Source organism: Paenibacillus sp. Root444D2, assembly GCF_001426375.1.
Taxonomy (GTDB): domain Bacteria; phylum Bacillota; class Bacilli; order Paenibacillales; family NBRC-103111; genus Paenibacillus_E.
Window position 1 is genome coordinate 1 of the sequence record NZ_LMEO01000007.1, and the last position, 15,708, is coordinate 15,708.

The 15,708-nt window shown below is 36.7% G+C and carries 13 protein-coding genes; 12 read left to right on the forward strand and 1 reads right to left on the reverse strand.

What is annotated here, in order from left to right; genetic code table 11:
- Nucleotides 1–171: 171 nt before the first annotated feature.
- The 8 genes from ASD40_RS06075 (at nt 172) to ASD40_RS06115 (ending at nt 7,411) form a co-directional block, all read left to right on the forward strand.
- Nucleotides 172–558 carry a hypothetical protein gene (locus ASD40_RS06075; protein WP_057302445.1) on the forward strand — a complete coding sequence of 129 codons (387 nt, stop codon included), beginning with the start codon at nt 172–174 and terminating at the stop codon, nt 556–558.
- Between the two features lie 134 nt (nt 559–692).
- Nucleotides 693–1,421: a metallophosphoesterase family protein gene (locus ASD40_RS06080; protein ID WP_057302446.1), complete on the forward strand. Its 729-nt coding sequence runs from the start codon at nt 693–695 to the stop codon at nt 1,419–1,421.
- Between the two features lie 384 nt (nt 1,422–1,805).
- Nucleotides 1,806–2,147, forward strand: a complete 342-nt coding sequence (locus tag ASD40_RS06085; protein ID WP_057302447.1) for an ArsR/SmtB family transcription factor — start codon at nt 1,806–1,808, stop codon at nt 2,145–2,147.
- 297 nt (nt 2,148–2,444) lie between these two features.
- On the forward strand, nt 2,445–3,872 hold the full coding sequence (locus ASD40_RS06095; protein ID WP_082562089.1) for an NAD(P)-binding domain-containing protein: 1,428 nt from the start codon (nt 2,445–2,447) through the stop codon (nt 3,870–3,872).
- Nucleotides 3,873–3,930: 58 nt separating this feature from the next.
- Nucleotides 3,931–5,169 carry an MFS transporter gene (locus ASD40_RS06100; protein ID WP_057302450.1) on the forward strand — a complete coding sequence of 413 codons (1,239 nt, stop codon included), beginning with the start codon at nt 3,931–3,933 and terminating at the stop codon, nt 5,167–5,169.
- Between the two features lie 48 nt (nt 5,170–5,217).
- Nucleotides 5,218–5,673: a MarR family winged helix-turn-helix transcriptional regulator gene (locus ASD40_RS06105; RefSeq protein ID WP_057302451.1), complete on the forward strand. Its 456-nt coding sequence runs from the start codon at nt 5,218–5,220 to the stop codon at nt 5,671–5,673.
- A 167-nt stretch (nt 5,674–5,840) separates the two neighbouring features.
- Entirely contained in the window at nt 5,841–6,326 is a 486-nt protein-coding gene (locus ASD40_RS06110; RefSeq protein WP_057302452.1) for an arsinothricin resistance N-acetyltransferase ArsN1 family A, read from the forward strand.
- Between the two features lie 44 nt (nt 6,327–6,370).
- Nucleotides 6,371–7,411, forward strand: coding sequence for an NAD(P)-binding domain-containing protein (locus tag ASD40_RS06115; RefSeq protein WP_057302453.1), 1,041 nt, complete (start codon nt 6,371–6,373; stop codon nt 7,409–7,411).
- A gap of 88 nt (nt 7,412–7,499) precedes the next feature.
- Here ASD40_RS06115 and ASD40_RS06120 read toward each other — a convergent pair whose 3' ends face one another.
- Nucleotides 7,500–7,853: a helix-turn-helix domain-containing protein gene (locus tag ASD40_RS06120; RefSeq protein ID WP_057302454.1), complete on the reverse strand. Its 354-nt coding sequence runs from the start codon at nt 7,851–7,853 to the stop codon at nt 7,500–7,502.
- A 138-nt stretch (nt 7,854–7,991) separates the two neighbouring features.
- On the opposite strand from ASD40_RS06120, the gene ASD40_RS06125 reads away from it, so the two are divergent.
- The 4 genes from ASD40_RS06125 to ASD40_RS06140 all read left to right on the forward strand — a co-directional run bounded on the left by ASD40_RS06125 (nt 7,992) and on the right by ASD40_RS06140 (nt 15,500).
- Nucleotides 7,992–8,984 (forward strand): DGQHR domain-containing protein, encoded by a 993-nt coding sequence (locus ASD40_RS06125; protein WP_057302455.1) that lies wholly within the window; start codon nt 7,992–7,994, stop codon nt 8,982–8,984.
- A 140-nt stretch (nt 8,985–9,124) separates the two neighbouring features.
- Nucleotides 9,125–10,912 (forward strand): TniQ family protein, encoded by a 1,788-nt coding sequence (locus tag ASD40_RS06130; RefSeq protein ID WP_057302456.1) that lies wholly within the window; start codon nt 9,125–9,127, stop codon nt 10,910–10,912.
- A gap of 490 nt (nt 10,913–11,402) precedes the next feature.
- Nucleotides 11,403–13,433: a TniQ family protein gene (locus ASD40_RS06135; RefSeq protein ID WP_057302457.1), complete on the forward strand. Its 2,031-nt coding sequence runs from the start codon at nt 11,403–11,405 to the stop codon at nt 13,431–13,433.
- Between the two features lie 21 nt (nt 13,434–13,454).
- Nucleotides 13,455–15,500: a TniQ family protein gene (locus tag ASD40_RS06140; protein WP_057302458.1), complete on the forward strand. Its 2,046-nt coding sequence runs from the start codon at nt 13,455–13,457 to the stop codon at nt 15,498–15,500.
- Nucleotides 15,501–15,708: the final 208 nt, after the last annotated feature.

Here is a 15,708-nt window from a genome sequence, read left to right on the forward strand (position 1 = left end):
CCGCATGCTCATGATTGAAGAACATCGGAAAGCCGTATGAGGGAAAACTTCATGTACGGTTTGATGAGGAGGGGCTGAATATTCAGCCCTTTACTCTAGTTAAACTAAAGGGCAGATTAACGCAACCGTGTGTGTATTATATCCGTCCTTATAATAAAGGAGGAGGTTTTTATGAATCGTGCTGCGTTGTCCTTTTTGTTATTAACGATCGTTCTAATTGGCTGTAATAACAATGACACTTCTTCGAAATTCATAGAAGGTCAAATAAATGAAGTTAAGCCGAACGGTATAGTTGTCGATTGCTCCAACGAGGTAAATAAAGGTGTAAAAGGAAAAATTAACTCTATCGGATATAACTGCTTTGTCCAGTTCAATGATGATACGAAATTTATGGATGATATGGGGAAATTACTAACGAAGAATGATTTCACTCGATCTCAAATGGTGAAAGTTACTCTTGAAACACCTGAATATATAAGGAGATGGCACTCTACCGAAGAATCAAAACGTTCAGTTCTTAAGGTGAGTGAGATCATTTTAGTTCCCTCTAAGCGTTAAACTAACGGAAAACGAGAGTTGAGGAGCTGTGTAAAATGCAGCTTCTCTTTTTCATTTAAGTAATAACAGGATAAAGTAATTACATGGATAATATGTATATAGAACAAAATATCTCTTGGAATGGGAGTATGTTAATGAAAAAAATAGCAGTAATAACCGATATTCACGGAAATAGCCCTGCATTAATGGCGGTGCTTCAGGATATCACTTCCAAGAGTGTTGATCACATTTATTGTTTGGGGGATGTAGTTGGCATTGGACCCGATTCCAACGAAGTTCTTGAATTACTATTGTCACGAACTGATGTTTCATTCGTCGTGGCTAATCATGATGTAGCGGTAATGGCCGCTTTTTATGGAGATGACGCTCCGAAAGGACATCAAAATGAACGGCACCATCACCAATGGTTGGCAGATAGAATTAACCCCGAGTACATCGAAGCGATGAGTAAATGGCCAAAACAATTAATCGTCAATCATTTCAATAAAGAAGAACTGCTATTCACTCATTATCATCTCAATCAAGAAGGCTGGTTTTTGTCTATTGAAAAGAACCCGTCAACGGAGAATTTAGATCAACTCTACAAAGAAACCAAGTATAAGATGGTATGCTTTGGTCATCATCATATGATTCACCATTTTGTTTCTAGCAAAAGAACTTATTTTAATCCTGGTGCATTAGGTTGTCACGATAAACCGCGCGCTAGATACGGCATTGTTTCGTTAACGGAGAAAGGAATCAGCGAAGAGTTAATTGAAGTGCCCTACGACAATAAGGAGTTTCTGCAATCTTATATTCAGTTGCAAGTTCCTGAACGGGAATTTATTCTGAAAATTTTTCACGGTGGGCAATTAACTTATTAGGAACGATTTGTTGAACTAACGGGTAACTATAGTTGAGTACAGCTTGTCTTACAATTCGTAAGACAAGCTGTAAGACAAAGCTAGGTGCAGCGGCAGTCTAGGATTTTATATTAGCATCCTAGCCATGCCGCTTTTTCTTTTATTGGGGTCAGTCTTAAACTTATTTTACGAACCCCTATCGTGCTTCCAGCCCTTAATCAGGTGGTAGCAGCCATCGTACTGTAGAATATGGTTTACTTGGCACAAGTGATCCAGGCGTTACGAGAAGGTTTTAATAAATATTTTTTAATCAAAAAAAATTGATTAAACCATTGCAATCTGATTCGTATTGGTATATATTGTGATTAAATCAAAAAAAATTGATTAATGAATCGGGTGAAAATAATGAAAACCATAATTCCAATACATGAAGTAAAGATAAATACTGCACCGAACGATTCGTTTTTTGAAACGTATGAGGCAAAGTTTAAAGCCTTGGCGGATCGCAAGAGACTTCAAATCATGTATGAGTTAACACAGCGGGGAAAAACGTGCGTATGCGACCTATGCGATGTCGTGGAAATGGCTCAATCCAAGTTGTCGTATCACTTGAAGATCCTTTTAGACGCCAATCTAATTACAAAAGAAATCATTGGCACCTGGAGCTATTATGAGATCAATAATTCTGCGGTGAACGGATTGCTTTCAGAAGAGCTTTGTTGCATTTTTAGACCGAGTGGTTCTTAATTTTTTTTAGACTTTACATCAATTTTTTTTGATGTATATATCAATATATTTTGATGAAGGAGTGGTTTTACATGTTATTTCACGATATCAATCCACAACTGATGTATGTAGAACAGGAAGGTAAACAAGTAAACACAGCGAATGTGGCTCAAACTCAGGTGAAAAAACAATTTAGCTTTAGTCTCAAAAAGTTCGTAAGGTTATTCCGGATTAACAAAAATCAAACTGCTTGCTGTGCATGTGCTTGCTCTTAAGAGTGAGTAAGTTTGCGTCTTTCGATAATAGCTTACGTCTTAAATGGATGATAAAGAAAACTATTTTATGGAGGTATCTTCAATGAGTAAAAATACAGTTCTATCTAAAGCGAAATTACCTGTAGCAATCATAGGTGCTGGTCCTGTTGGCCTTGCCGCAGCGGCACATTTAGTTACACGAGGAGAATCTTTTGTATTGTTTGATACTGGGAATTCGGTGGGGGCCAGTGTCCTTAAATGGGCTCATGTACGTCTCTTTTCTCAATGGGAATACAATATAGATAAAGCAGCGCGGCAGCTACTTACCTCACATGGTTGGATCGCTCCGAATCATTCGGAAATCTCTACTGGATTAGAGATGGTTGAAAACTATTTTAGGCCTTTCGCCGAGTTACCTGAAATCAAACCGTTCATAAACTTGAATACGAAAGTGACCGCTGTGAGCCGAAAAGGCCTAAATAAGGTAAAAACACATGGCCGCGATGACCTTCCATTTGTCTTGCATGTTGAGAAAAATGGGGAGCGCTTCTTAGTTGAGGCCAAAGCTGTCATCGATGCTTCGGGTACCTGGACCAGTCCGAATCCAATCATTTCTGAAGGGGTCTGGACGTCTGAGGAGCAGTCTTTAAGCAAACAAGTATTTTATGGTATACCTGATGTTCTAGGTAAGCATAAAAATCGCTATAGTGGAAAGAAAGTTCTTGTTGTTGGTAGCGGTCATTCCGCGATCAATACACTTTTGGAACTCGGAGAGCTTAAGGGGCAAAAACAGGAGACTGAAATTGTCTGGGTACTAAGAAAATCTAGACTAGAGGATGTTTACGGGGGGCGGGATCAAGATCAGCTAGCTGCGAGAGGAGAACTCGGAACGCGTATTCAGAAGCTAGTCAAGTCAGGTAAAGTTAAAGTGATGACACCATTTCATATTCATGAATTAAAAAAGGATGGGGAAAAAATTCAGGTTATTGGTTCTTTAAACAGCGAATTGGCCCATATTGACGCGATTGATGAGATCGTTTCGAATACAGGTTCCCGTCCTGATTTTTCATTCTTAAGAGAAGTTAGAGTGATAGCAGATCCAGGCTTGGAAAGCGTTTTGGAGTTAGCGCCTCTAATCGATCCGAATGTTCATAGCTGCGGTACGGTTAGACCACATGGGGAAAATGAGCTAAGACAACCAGAGAAGGACTTTTATATTGTTGGATCGAAGAGCTACGGTAGAGCGCCGACTTTCTTGATGGCGACAGGGTATGAACAAGTGAGATCCGTTGTTGCAGCTTTAGTTGGTGATCGTGAAGCAGCTGAGAGGGTTGAACTTGAACTGCCTGAAACTGGGGTATGTAGTATCAAAAGTAGCTCGTGCTGTGAACCTGAAAAAAGTGAAACAATGGTAGTAAAATCTGATGAAGTAAGTTCTTGTTGTTCACCAATTACCAAACCGGTGGCATCGACATCTTCATGCTGCAGCTAGATTAGATCGGCGTTGTCTTAAGGGCAATGCCGCTTTTTATTTTGAAAGGAGAAGTTCGTTGATCAGAGAGCAGACAAAAGAAAATGCAGATCTCAAACCTATTATTTTTTTGGCACTTATCACAGCTGTCTCACTATTTGGTGATTCGATGCTATACGTTGTATTACCGATTCATTGGAACGATGTGGGACTAACGTCCCTCATTGAAGTTGGAATTTTACTCTCGGCAAATCGTTTTGTGAGATTACCGCTCGGCCCCTTGATTGGATGGTTGTACAAAAAAATCAGCATCAGAAATGGTGTATTTTTGGCCGTATTCATAGCAGGAATGACTACATTACTTTACGGATGGGTAGATGGTTTTTATAGTTGGCTTATTCTGCGGTGTGTTTGGGGTGTAGCTTGGTCGTTATTTCGTTTGGGCTCTTACTTCATGATCCTCGAACTATCGGGTGACCAAAACAGAGGTTACTTCATGGGGACTTACAATGGGCTTTATCGAATAGGCAGTTTAGTGGGCATGCTTGCTGGTAGTATCTGTGTAGAGTTGTTTGGATTACAGGTTGTTGCTACAACTTTTGGTGTTCTGGCATTCCTTGTACTTCCTGCTGTTTACAAGTTTGTTCCCAAGGTGAAAAAACAAATTAAATCTGAAGATACTCCACACCAAAAGAGGGTGATTATAAAACTTCCAGCATTGCAAGGGACTTTAATTTCAGTGTTTCTAGTTGGCATGTGTCTTGACGGCATGCTCACTGCAACGTTAAGTCACCTGATTGATGTTCACCACAAGACGTCGTTTATGTTCTATGAAATAGTTATTGGGGCTGCCACCATAGCAGGCGCTCTCCAGGCCGTACGATGGGCGTTGGGCTCATTTATGTCTCCTTGGTTTGGTCGGCTATCTGACCGCAAGTGGGGACGCAGACCATTCCTTATCGGCTCACTTGCTTTGGCTGCGATATTTATGACATTGACAAATTTTGAGATTCCTTTTGGCCTTTGGTTACTTGATCTACTAGCACTTCTCATAGTTACAACTTTGCTATCCACAATTATGGATGCAATGGTTTCGGATATTGCATTCGGATCGGCTCGAACATTTATAATGACCATGTATGTAGTCGTATCCGATGTGGGGGCGTCCATGGGACCATTGTTTGGTTATTTATCTGAGCATTTCATTGGTTTAAGCATGACTTATTGGCTTTCTGCATCGCTCCTTTTGCTGCTAAGTATCATTTGGTTTATGAAAGGTAATGTAGGAATGAGGAGAAATACCACTGTTAATCAATAGTTGCATTTATCAATTAATATGTGTTATAAGATAGTTAGGTGATTTAATATGAACAATAATCCACAATTCCCAGATGTGAGAGAAGTGCTGCAGTTACTTGTTCGGAGATTCGGGCTGCTTCAGAAAGATGGCGCACATTGTTGCGGTATTTCGGTCATACAAAGTCATATCATTTACGAGCTAATGAAGCACCCTAATATTGCTCTAAACGATTTGGCCCAAACCCTTTTCACTGATACTAGTACAATCAGCAGGCAAATTCAGCAATTGGTCGAGTTGGAGATGGTGCGAAGAACTCCTGATCCTAAAGATCGGCGTTATGTGGTACTCTCTTTAACCTCAAAAGGGGAAGAGCAGCATCAAGCCATATCCAAAACAATGGAGAATTATGTTCAAGGAATTTTACAACTCATACCGGAAAATAAGCGAGATCAAGTTGTCGAAAGTTTAGGCCTTTTGAGTCAGGCTATGAATCAAAATGAAAATTGTTGCTCCTCCTCTTAAAAGAGGAGATTATTTTAGATGGTAGTTGCAAAGGTCAATTATTTCATAATGAGTTTAATGCGTTTTACGGTTGGATAGTTTCAATTCTCCTCTTTGGTGAGGAGTTCTTTTTGGGCTATTAGTTGCAAATTTCAATTATTATAAAATTCATTTAATGAGGTGTTCGCATGATCATTCGAAATGCAAAAATAAGTGACATTAACGCGATTCTTAATATCTACAACCAAGGAATTGAGGATAGAATCGCAACCTTAGAAGAGGAAACAAAGAACTTGCGTTATATGCAAAGTTGGTTTCAAACTCACGCAGGAAGATATGCTGTTTTGATTGCAGAAGAAAATGAGCAAGTTGTCGGCTGGGCTTCGATAAACCCATACAGTACACGTTGCGCCTATAACGGTGTTGGAGATATATCCATCTACATTGACCGAGAATACCGCGGTAAAGGGATAGGGAGTAGACTTTTGAAAGAGCTAGAACGTGTAGGTAAAGAAAATGAATTTTATAAATTTGTACTTTTTACATTCCCCTTTAACGAATTAGGTCAAGGGCTTTACCGTAAATCGGGATATCGTGACGTTGGCATTTTTCAGAATCAGGGCGTTTTAGATGGGAAATATGTTGATGTTATGGCGATGGAAAAGTTGTTATAAGGAGCATGTATTAAAAAAATGAAGAGTAAGGTTGTGAGATAATTATGTATAAAACCATTGTAATCGGTGGAGGGCAAGCTGGACTTGCTGCGGGATATTACCTTAAAAAATATGGACTGTCATTTCTCATTTTAGAAGCCGGTCCTGAAGCAGTGGGATCATGGCCACATTATTACGATAGCCTAAAGCTGTTCTCACCCGCTAAGTATTCTTCTTTGCCAGGATTCCCATTCTCAGGTGGGGGCAATCGTTATCCCTCGAGGGATGAAGTGATTTCATACCTTCGAGAATATGCTTCTAAGTATAATATGCCTGTGAAGACAAACACTCGTGTTGAAAAAGTAGAGAAATTTAATGGGAGGTTTCAAGTTACCACAACAAGTGGGGAGATTCTTGAAGCTGAATCTGTTATAAGTGCAACAGGCTCATTTCACAGACCCTATATACCTGACATTCCTGGATTAGCAGCGTTTCGAGGAGAAGTTATTCATTCCTCTGCGTATCGGAATACCAAGCCCTATCAAGGTCAACGTGTGATTGTTGTCGGGAGTGGGAACTCAGCGGTTCAAATAGGTGTTGAGCTCTCGGAGGTAGCCACTACGACCCTAGCGGTTCGGACACCGGTTAAACTCCTACCTCAGGTTAAGTTTGGACGCGATCTGCACTTTTGGTTAATTGCTACCGGGTTAGATAAATTCCCTTTTCCTTTGTTTGGCCGCCCAGTACCAGAGCCAACAACCGTTATTGATTCGGCAGGGTTTAAACAACTATTAGAGAGCGGAAAACCAAATCAAAGACCAATGTTTACTTCGATGTATGAGGATGGAGTTATTTGGGGGGATGGGGAGAAAGAGAGCGCTGATGCGATCATTTTTGCTACTGGGTTTCGGCCTAATTTATCTTTTTTGGCGGGATTAAATGCATTGGATGATCGTGGATTTCCAAAACATAGGGTTGGGGTGAGTAATGCTACGGATGGTTTGTATTTTGTTGGCATTTCTGGGCAAAGATCATTTGCCTCTGCAACACTACGTGGTGTTGGGGATGATGCGCGATATGTTGTTAGAAAAATAAATAATGCATAACCATCATTTTTTTGATAACCGCATATTTAGTAACTAACCCCAGAGCCGTATACATGGCACTAGGGTTAATTTATTTAAAAAAAGAAAGTTATTTAGTGTCATACGCCTTTAGGACGTCCTCAATCAATCTTGTAACTGTTGAAACTTCTCTAAGATTACGATCTCTAAGAATATGAGTTAAGTAATCAATCAGTCGATCCTTTTCTACTTGGTCTTTAGACTGTAATCCATTATAGGAATTAAACAAATCACCCGGGCGAATTTCTAAAGCTTCTACTATTCTCTCAAGAGTATCCAAGGATATATTTTTCTCTCCACGTTCGATTCCACCTACGTATGATTGAGGTTGTTGTACTTTCTCACCCAGCTGCTCTTGAGTAAGCCCTCTATTCTTCCGAAAAACCCTTATTCTTGCACCAATATGAGCTGATAATTTAGGCAAGGGACCACCACCTTCTATATCAGCTTAAGGAAGTGGACACCCAAGTTAAATACACCTATAACATATATAACCAATTGATTTTAGATCTTATAACATCTATATTTATATTAATAATTCATAAAATAAGGGGCAAACAGCATGAATACACTACCTAATCAAATCGTTATTGAAAATGTTTTACAATGTAAAATGCGCGGTAAAGTGGCCTATCAAAGCCATTTTCCTTCCTCGGTGGGACTACAACTCACTTATGTAAAACCTTTTGACTTGCCCTCAGGTAAAGGGTATCAACGCCCCGTAGACTCAAAAAGGTGTGAGGATTTTGCTAGCTATTTATCTAAAGGTGAAGATGCTTTGTTTACTCCTATTTTATTAAACGCAGCATCGAATTGGGAGTTTGTTTATTATGATCGACAACGTCCATCTTATGGTCGCCTATTTTGTAAAGGTAAGGCGTCGTTAATGGATGGTCAGCATCGAATGGGGGGCATTGATAAATACACACGGGAAACAAACTCCGATTTAAATGTTCCTTTTCTTGCATTTCATTCTTTGGATGAAGATGAGGAGGTTAAACTATTTGACACCATAAATACAAAAGCGAAGGGAATTGGACCATCACTTAGCAAGTTTTTACGTCGAGATTCAGATGATATCAGTTGGATCGCTACTGAGCTCATGGTTCGTAAGGACAGTCCTTTTTATAATATTGGTACAATTATTGGCAAACGTAGCAAGGGACGCCATGTGACACTTCAGAATGTCTATAGAACACTTCATCATTTAACAGCTGATTACCGAATATCTAGTTTATCAAAAGAAGAAAAATTGGCTGTGGCTATGACTTATTACGATGCTATTCGCCAAACATTTGATTCTGAATGGTCCGATTATAAAGAATTTCGGTTAACGCATATCGTCTGCTTAGACGCTCTTTCTTTGGCAGGTAATCATGTACTACTCAAATGTATGTCTGAGGGTAAGAAACATATCGATCTTGCAGCCATTCAACGGCACGTGAAACGCATGTCTTTGGACTGGTCGGCACAAGGTCCACTCAAATATTTAAAGGGTATGAGCGGATCTAGAACGCTTGCTACAGACTTGAAAGAACAAATGCTCCCTGTGTAGTGGGGAGTATTTGTACTAAATAATCAGAATGGGATATATCTACTAACGTTAAGAGCCTCTTCATTTTAGACTAGAAGCAATTATAAAATCAGTTGGTTACTTAAAATAAAAACAACTATTTATGTCATGGGAGATGTTATATGTTTTCTGTGAGATTACAGCCGAAACTAGGTGAATCATTAAGCAGCTTCCTTCTTCGTTTTGCAAAAGCAAACGGAACCAGTTTATTAACTCTTTGGAAAAAAGTGAAGAATAATGATTTTGTAAATCCTCAAAAAGCGGACATCCCATTAATTGATTTTGCCCCACTGAATTCTATTTACATTCAAACACTCTCTCAAATAACAAACGTGGCATGTGAGAAGCTATTAGGAATGACTTTTTATTTTGTATTAAAAAAATTTAGTCATAGTAATGAACTTGTTCACTCTCGTTTTTTAAGGGGGGTTATTCGTGAGTACCTTCATTACTGTCCTCAGTGCTTAAATGAGAAAAAACCTTATTTAAGAATTGAATGGAAGGTTGATGGTATTAATTGTTGTACACGACATCACATACGTTTACTTGACAGCTGTAAGAGTTGTGGTAATCAGATTAAGTTGAGTGCAGTTGAAGAAATAAGTATTTGTCCAATATGTTATTCTTCTTTTGGCTCAGATAAGTACGATGATAAAGTTACAGAAGAAGATTTGGATAAGCAAGAATGGCTTTTAAAAACTTGGAGGGAACTTTTTACAAATAATAATAAACATTTAAGTCCTTCAGAAGTAGCAATCAAATTATTATTTATTATGAATGGAAAACAACCAAATTATAATATAGATGTAATAGAGCAAAAATTTGATAAATTAGGGGTTCAAGCATCAAGTCTTATGCAATATGCAAGAAAAACGTTATCTCAAACTAGATCCGTACATATTCACTTATTATTAAAAATACTATATATAAACAAACTTGACCTAACTACTTTTTTTGAAATTGAAATCCCAAGTGATTTTCGCAATTCAATTATTCCGAATAAGATAAATAAATTAGAAAATGCTATTTGTTTATCTCCTTGGTGTAAGAGCTATATGAAAAATGATTCTATAGTTAAGACGGGGACTTCATCAAAAAAGAGAAAATCTGGTGAGAAACTTCTTAACCACATAGCTTGTTTAGATTGCGGTTGTAGGTTTGCTTACAAAGAGACAGGAGAACTTCAGGAAAAAGATTACTTTGTGCAAGGTTATAATATATTAACTGGGATTCAATCCGATGAATTTTCTTTAGCTGAACTTAGTAGGCGAACTGGTTTACACATAAGTGTTTCTCGGAGAATTGTGGCTTATTTTCAGGTTAGAGGAGTATTTAAAAATAACAGTGATAATAAAGAGGTTGTGGACAATACTTTGTTGTATGAGTTTAAAGACTCAATTACTAATGATGTTGATCTTGAAACTATTGAAAAATGGGAATGCTGGGTATCTACAACGCAGTATCTGCTTCACAGGTATCATCCGGCAGTAATGAAGGAATTAATATTACATAAATGGCCAGTTCCGGAACGAAGAATTGATAGGGGAAAAATCCAAGATGAAATGTTGAGCATATGCAATGAATTAATTAATTCGGAGCAAAGTATCACGATCGGTATTGTCTCGGAGAAGCTTAGGGTAACACCAAATACTCTCCGGAAATGGGGTCTTGAGAAGTACATTCATGAAATGAAGAACATTCAACAGACAGTTAAAATAAACAAATTAAAGTCTATATGGCACAGCTTAATTGATAACTTTTTTAATTCTAGAGTCGGTCAAAGAGTTCTCTCAGAGGATGTTTATGACTACATTAAAGCTAGTCCGCCATATATTCGTAAAGTGGCTCCGGAGTTAACTGCTTATATTAACCAATTGCGAGTTAATCATAATATGGAGCTTGAAAAATAATGTTTTGAAATTATTAAAGTGAGAGACATGACGGATTTGAAACTAATCCGACACGTCTCTCATTTTGTTGTAAACTAGTATAAGTTGGGTTTTGATAAAAAAGTCGCAGATATTGTCCTGAATGTTTAAAGGTGGAGAATAATCGGTTCCTTTCACACGCGTCGGTGACTATATTTCCCCCCGCTAAACAAGATGTTCCGAAAGCTTCGGTATTCTAAGGGTTGAGACCTATAACATGGCCGTCAAATTAAACTGGACTAGTTTAGGGTTAATTCTGACGATATTGTATTATCAAAAGAGATTTATCGTCATATTGGAGTTAGTCAAACATAACATAATTACTGAAAGTCGCTTCAGAACTAAATGCATATATACATAAGTTGTGAATTTCTCATATAACAGCAGATGATGGACTTAACAAAAGTCCTACATATGGGTATTTTTATGACAAGGGTCCCAATAAAAAAACTATAATTATAAGGAAAGAATAATGAATACTAGATGTTTAACAGTACGACCAATTCAGAAGTCTGGAGAATGCCTGACTTCTTATTTATTTAGAGCAGAATATTCAAACAAAGTTTCAGCATTGGATATATGGGCAGATATTCATAGAGGATCAATTCATACACTGCGAAATGATCAGTTCTTTCGACTTGATTATGATGTAAATGTTTTCGATCATAAGAAAATTGTAAGCCTATTAAAAACTTCTCAAGATGCAATTATTTCAATGACTTATTACGGTATATCCTATAAATTTTTTGATAACCCGGCTATTGAAATTGAGCGAGTATATTTAATGATTAACGCTGCAATTGATAGTCAAAAACGAAAATATTGCCCAATTTGTGTAAGACAAGATCGTTGTTTTTACCTTATATGTCAGGTAAAAGAAATAGAAATATGCCTTAATCATCTAGTTAAACTTCAATCAGCATGTCCCCACTGTCAGAAGCAAGTGAAATATTCAGATAATGTATTTAAGAACAAGGATGACGCTATTTGTGTAAATTGCAAACTGTCTTTAACAAATAAGGTTGAAGATATTCAGGGTTTAGGATACATAATAACTCAAGAAAGATTTTATAAAGATTGGAATTATTTGCTCAACCCTTCTTTGATATTAACAAAAGTTATTAATAATTTTTCATTGGAACAATCGCTTGCAATAAAACTGCTTTTCATTACTCAGTCAAAAGAAGAGCGTTACATTAGAAGCCGAGTAAATCTTTTAAGCGTGAATGTAGTGAAAAACTTAGTATCGTTAATCAGAAGTAATAGGGAAACTAAAAAGGTTTCAATTGGAGATGTAATTTCTATTGCAAGAGGTTTAAATATTACGCTAGAAGAATTTTCGGAAATTATTGTCCCTAATACATATATTGAATCTCTATTTATAAAATCGGAGCAGGTAGAACCGGATGTTTGCCATGCTCATTGGTGTAAATTCTTTAATAAGAAGGGAAAGATGACTAAAATAAATAACCGAGTTGAACCAAGAAAAAAGGGCGTTAGATATCCTTTTTATTATTATTGTGCCGGCTGTTCAATGAGATATAGCTTCCATCCAGTAAATGATACCTGGGATGAAATTGATGGCAATATTCAGTTGGTTGAAAAGGTTAGGGAACTTGCTTCCAAAGGGTTAACACGAAGTCAAGTCTCTAAGTATCAGAAGGTTAATATATTTAGAGTAAGCGAGATTTTTGGATATTTAGCATATCATAGTTTTTTGCCATCCGGGATTGAAAGGAAATACATTCCTCAAGATGTAATTGATAATAGTCTCGAGTACTTTAAGTTGTCTAATATGAGATATGACTCATACTCAGAGACTAAATATAAGGATATGCAAGAAAAGTTTGGTTGGTCCTTAATTGAATACAGTTATTATTATGCGAATAATCTTGTACAAGAATATTTTATGCAAAAACAGTCTAGTCTAAAAAAACCTTTAAAGAAATACGATTCCCTAGAGAAGACAGTAAGTGAAAAAGTAAATAACATGGTTACAAGTGAACTAACTATTTCCCTTCAGCAAGTTGCCGCTGCAGTTGAGTGTAGTGAAGGAACATTGCGTACACACGGATTGCAAGAAATAATTATATCCTGTATGGAAAGTCAAAAGTCCTTTAGATTAAATAATGAAGAAAAGGAATTGAGAAATAAATTTGATAAATATACTAGCCAAGCTAAGCTTTTGAACTTGCAAATTACGTATAAAAGTATATATCACCATCTTGGTAGGCATAGGGATTATATTAACAAACATTATCCTGGGTTCAGTAATTATATGGCCAGAGTAGTTCACACACATAATTCAATGCTTAAGGAGATAGCTTTACAAAAAAAACGAAGCGAGGTTAAGCAAGCTGTTGCTGAAACATTTTCTAGAAATGGTATTTTAAATACTTCGCTGGTTGGAAGGCAAATGGGTATTAAATATGTTAGGGTTAAAGGCTATGCTCATATTAAGACTATGATCATATCAGAGATAGAAGAATTTTTATTGAGATAAAAGGCAATGTGAGGAGTAGCAATGAAGCTGTTATCGGTAAGGCCCATTCCACGAGATAAGGAAACTTTAAGTTCTTTTTTTCTAAGAATTGCAGATGGGAATGGGATACCATATCTGGATGTAAGAAGAAAAGTCAATATAGGTTCTGTATCTTACCTAAACTCAACTAATATGTTTAAGGTTGATTGGTTTCCCCATCTTATTGATACAAGATTACTTGCACAGTTTGTAGGAGCATCGATTGAAAAAATAAGAACTCTTACTTTTTTGACGATTCTTGATAAGTTCTTTGACGATCCGGACCAAGAAGAAAGACGGTATAGGTCTTTTATCAGGCCATACATGATAACTAAGGTAAGACGGTTTTGTCCACATTGTATTAAAGAAAAGAAAGGTTTTAAGCTTATCTGGCAAATAAATGAAATTGAGATTTGTTTAGAGCATCAAGGTATTCTTAAATCACATTGCCATGAATGTAATCAATCCCAGCCATATTTTTATGAAAAATTGAATGAATTTATATGTAAAAATTGTAACCATTCACTGACAGATAAAGAGGATTTAATAAAAGGTATAAATGATGAAATTCTTAAAGATGAGCAAATAAGGATTTACTCTGATTGGGAATATCTTTTAAATCCAAGTTTTTCACTTACATCAAAACTCGAAAATTATTCGTTAGAGCAATCATTGGCGATTAAACTACTCTATATTTCTCAAAATCAGGCAGCTATTTTTAATAAGAGGGAGATAACTCTGTTTTCTCCGATAATAGTTCAAAATTTAACGGCATTAATTCGAACTGGTAAATCAACGAAAAGAGTCCTTCTGACGGACGTATTTAAAGTTACAAGCTATTGTGGTCTAAGTATTGCCGAATTCTCGAAGATCAAGGTGCCTATAAGCTATATAGTTTCTCTAAATCCACATGTTGAGGAATTATCTGCGGGATATTGTGTGACTCCATGGTGTTCATCTTTTGGCGTAGCTACTGGCATGAGGCCAATTGATATCCGTAGAAGGGGTTACAATGGAGTTTACTTTACAAGAGTACATGTGTGTATTGAATGTTATATGCAATATGGGTTTTATCAAAAAGAGTGGAGAGAGATCAAAGGAGACATAGATCTTTTTATAGAAGTGGCAAAATTAATTGAACAAGGAATAACCAGGAGAACCCTTACATCTACCCTGAAAATTGATTATCATCGCTCTTGTTTAATAATGGCCTATTTACTACGATTTTCTCTTATTGATAGTGATAAATTTAGTCAATTCATACCTAAAAAAGCTCCTAAGAATCTAAAAGAGAACTTTGTTCGAATTCTTGAGGAATATTTCGAATCACCAGAAAAAATGTATTATAAGGCAAAAAAAATATATGGATGGGCCCCTATTGACTTCTATTATTATTTTTTTGATCCTGAAGTTCAGAATATTTATTTATTCCAGCCCCCTACGTATAAAACCAATTCTTCGATGAAAAGAGAACTGGCATTTCTTGAAGTTGAGAGAAAGTTGGAGGGATTTTTTCAAAATGATAATGAAATATCTATAAAGCAAGTCGCGGCATCAATAAGTATTGGTAGAACAACAATTTCAACACAAAAATATGGAGATATAAAAGAGGCCATCATCAAAGGGAAGCAAGTTCAAAGTTTAACAAAAAGAGAGAACAACAGACAATATTTCCTTAGCGTTTTTGAGGACTATAAAAGGAATCAAGAACATTTAGGAAAATCACTTTTTTGTGATGACATATATAAATACATAGGAAGAAACAGTTCATATTTACGAAAATATTATCCAGATATCAGTGATTGGTTCTCAGAACAAGTAAAAGAAAGTAAGGAACGGTTTCGAAAAGTGAGGTTGGAAAATTGGCATTTAGATATAGAAACGGCTATTCCAATCGTTTACGAGAAGTATGGCCGGCTAAGTCAGAATTTGGTTGGGGATTATTTTGGGATAATTAATATTAATGCGCGGAAAGGTTTTTATTATCAAGTTAAAAAAATGATAAAAGATGAGATTGAAAGGTTTTTAGCATTTAAAGTTCATGGTTGAGTATTAGTTCTTATTAAATTTTATGCTAGGAATGAGATTGTCGGTAAGAATGTATGATAACTGGTATCTTGCAATTGCATACGATAGATAGTCATTAATATGGATATAAGGTGTTTTCAGAATAGATGTTCTTAATGTGGGGCATAGGTGGTTCAAAATTTACTTGGCGATCGCGTATGGAGTTATTTCCAACAGCATACCTACTTTG

What these genes read in the sequence shown, in the direction of transcription:
- ASD40_RS06075 (WP_057302445.1), top strand. Translation starts at nt 172, where the DNA reads ATGAATCGTGCTGCGTTGTCCTTTTTGTTATTAACGATCGTTCTAATT.
- ASD40_RS06080 (WP_057302446.1), top strand. Translation starts at nt 693, where the DNA reads ATGAAAAAAATAGCAGTAATAACCGATATTCACGGAAATAGCCCTGCA.
- ASD40_RS06085 (WP_057302447.1), top strand. Translation starts at nt 1,806, where the DNA reads ATGAAAACCATAATTCCAATACATGAAGTAAAGATAAATACTGCACCG.
- ASD40_RS06095 (WP_082562089.1), top strand. Translation starts at nt 2,445, where the DNA reads ATGGATGATAAAGAAAACTATTTTATGGAGGTATCTTCAATGAGTAAA.
- ASD40_RS06105 (WP_057302451.1), top strand. Translation starts at nt 5,218, where the DNA reads ATGAACAATAATCCACAATTCCCAGATGTGAGAGAAGTGCTGCAGTTA.
- ASD40_RS06110 (WP_057302452.1), top strand. Translation starts at nt 5,841, where the DNA reads ATGATCATTCGAAATGCAAAAATAAGTGACATTAACGCGATTCTTAAT.
- ASD40_RS06115 (WP_057302453.1), top strand. Translation starts at nt 6,371, where the DNA reads ATGTATAAAACCATTGTAATCGGTGGAGGGCAAGCTGGACTTGCTGCG.
- ASD40_RS06125 (WP_057302455.1), top strand. Translation starts at nt 7,992, where the DNA reads ATGAATACACTACCTAATCAAATCGTTATTGAAAATGTTTTACAATGT.
- ASD40_RS06130 (WP_057302456.1), top strand. Translation starts at nt 9,125, where the DNA reads ATGTTTTCTGTGAGATTACAGCCGAAACTAGGTGAATCATTAAGCAGC.
- ASD40_RS06135 (WP_057302457.1), top strand. Translation starts at nt 11,403, where the DNA reads ATGAATACTAGATGTTTAACAGTACGACCAATTCAGAAGTCTGGAGAA.
- ASD40_RS06140 (WP_057302458.1), top strand. Translation starts at nt 13,455, where the DNA reads ATGAAGCTGTTATCGGTAAGGCCCATTCCACGAGATAAGGAAACTTTA.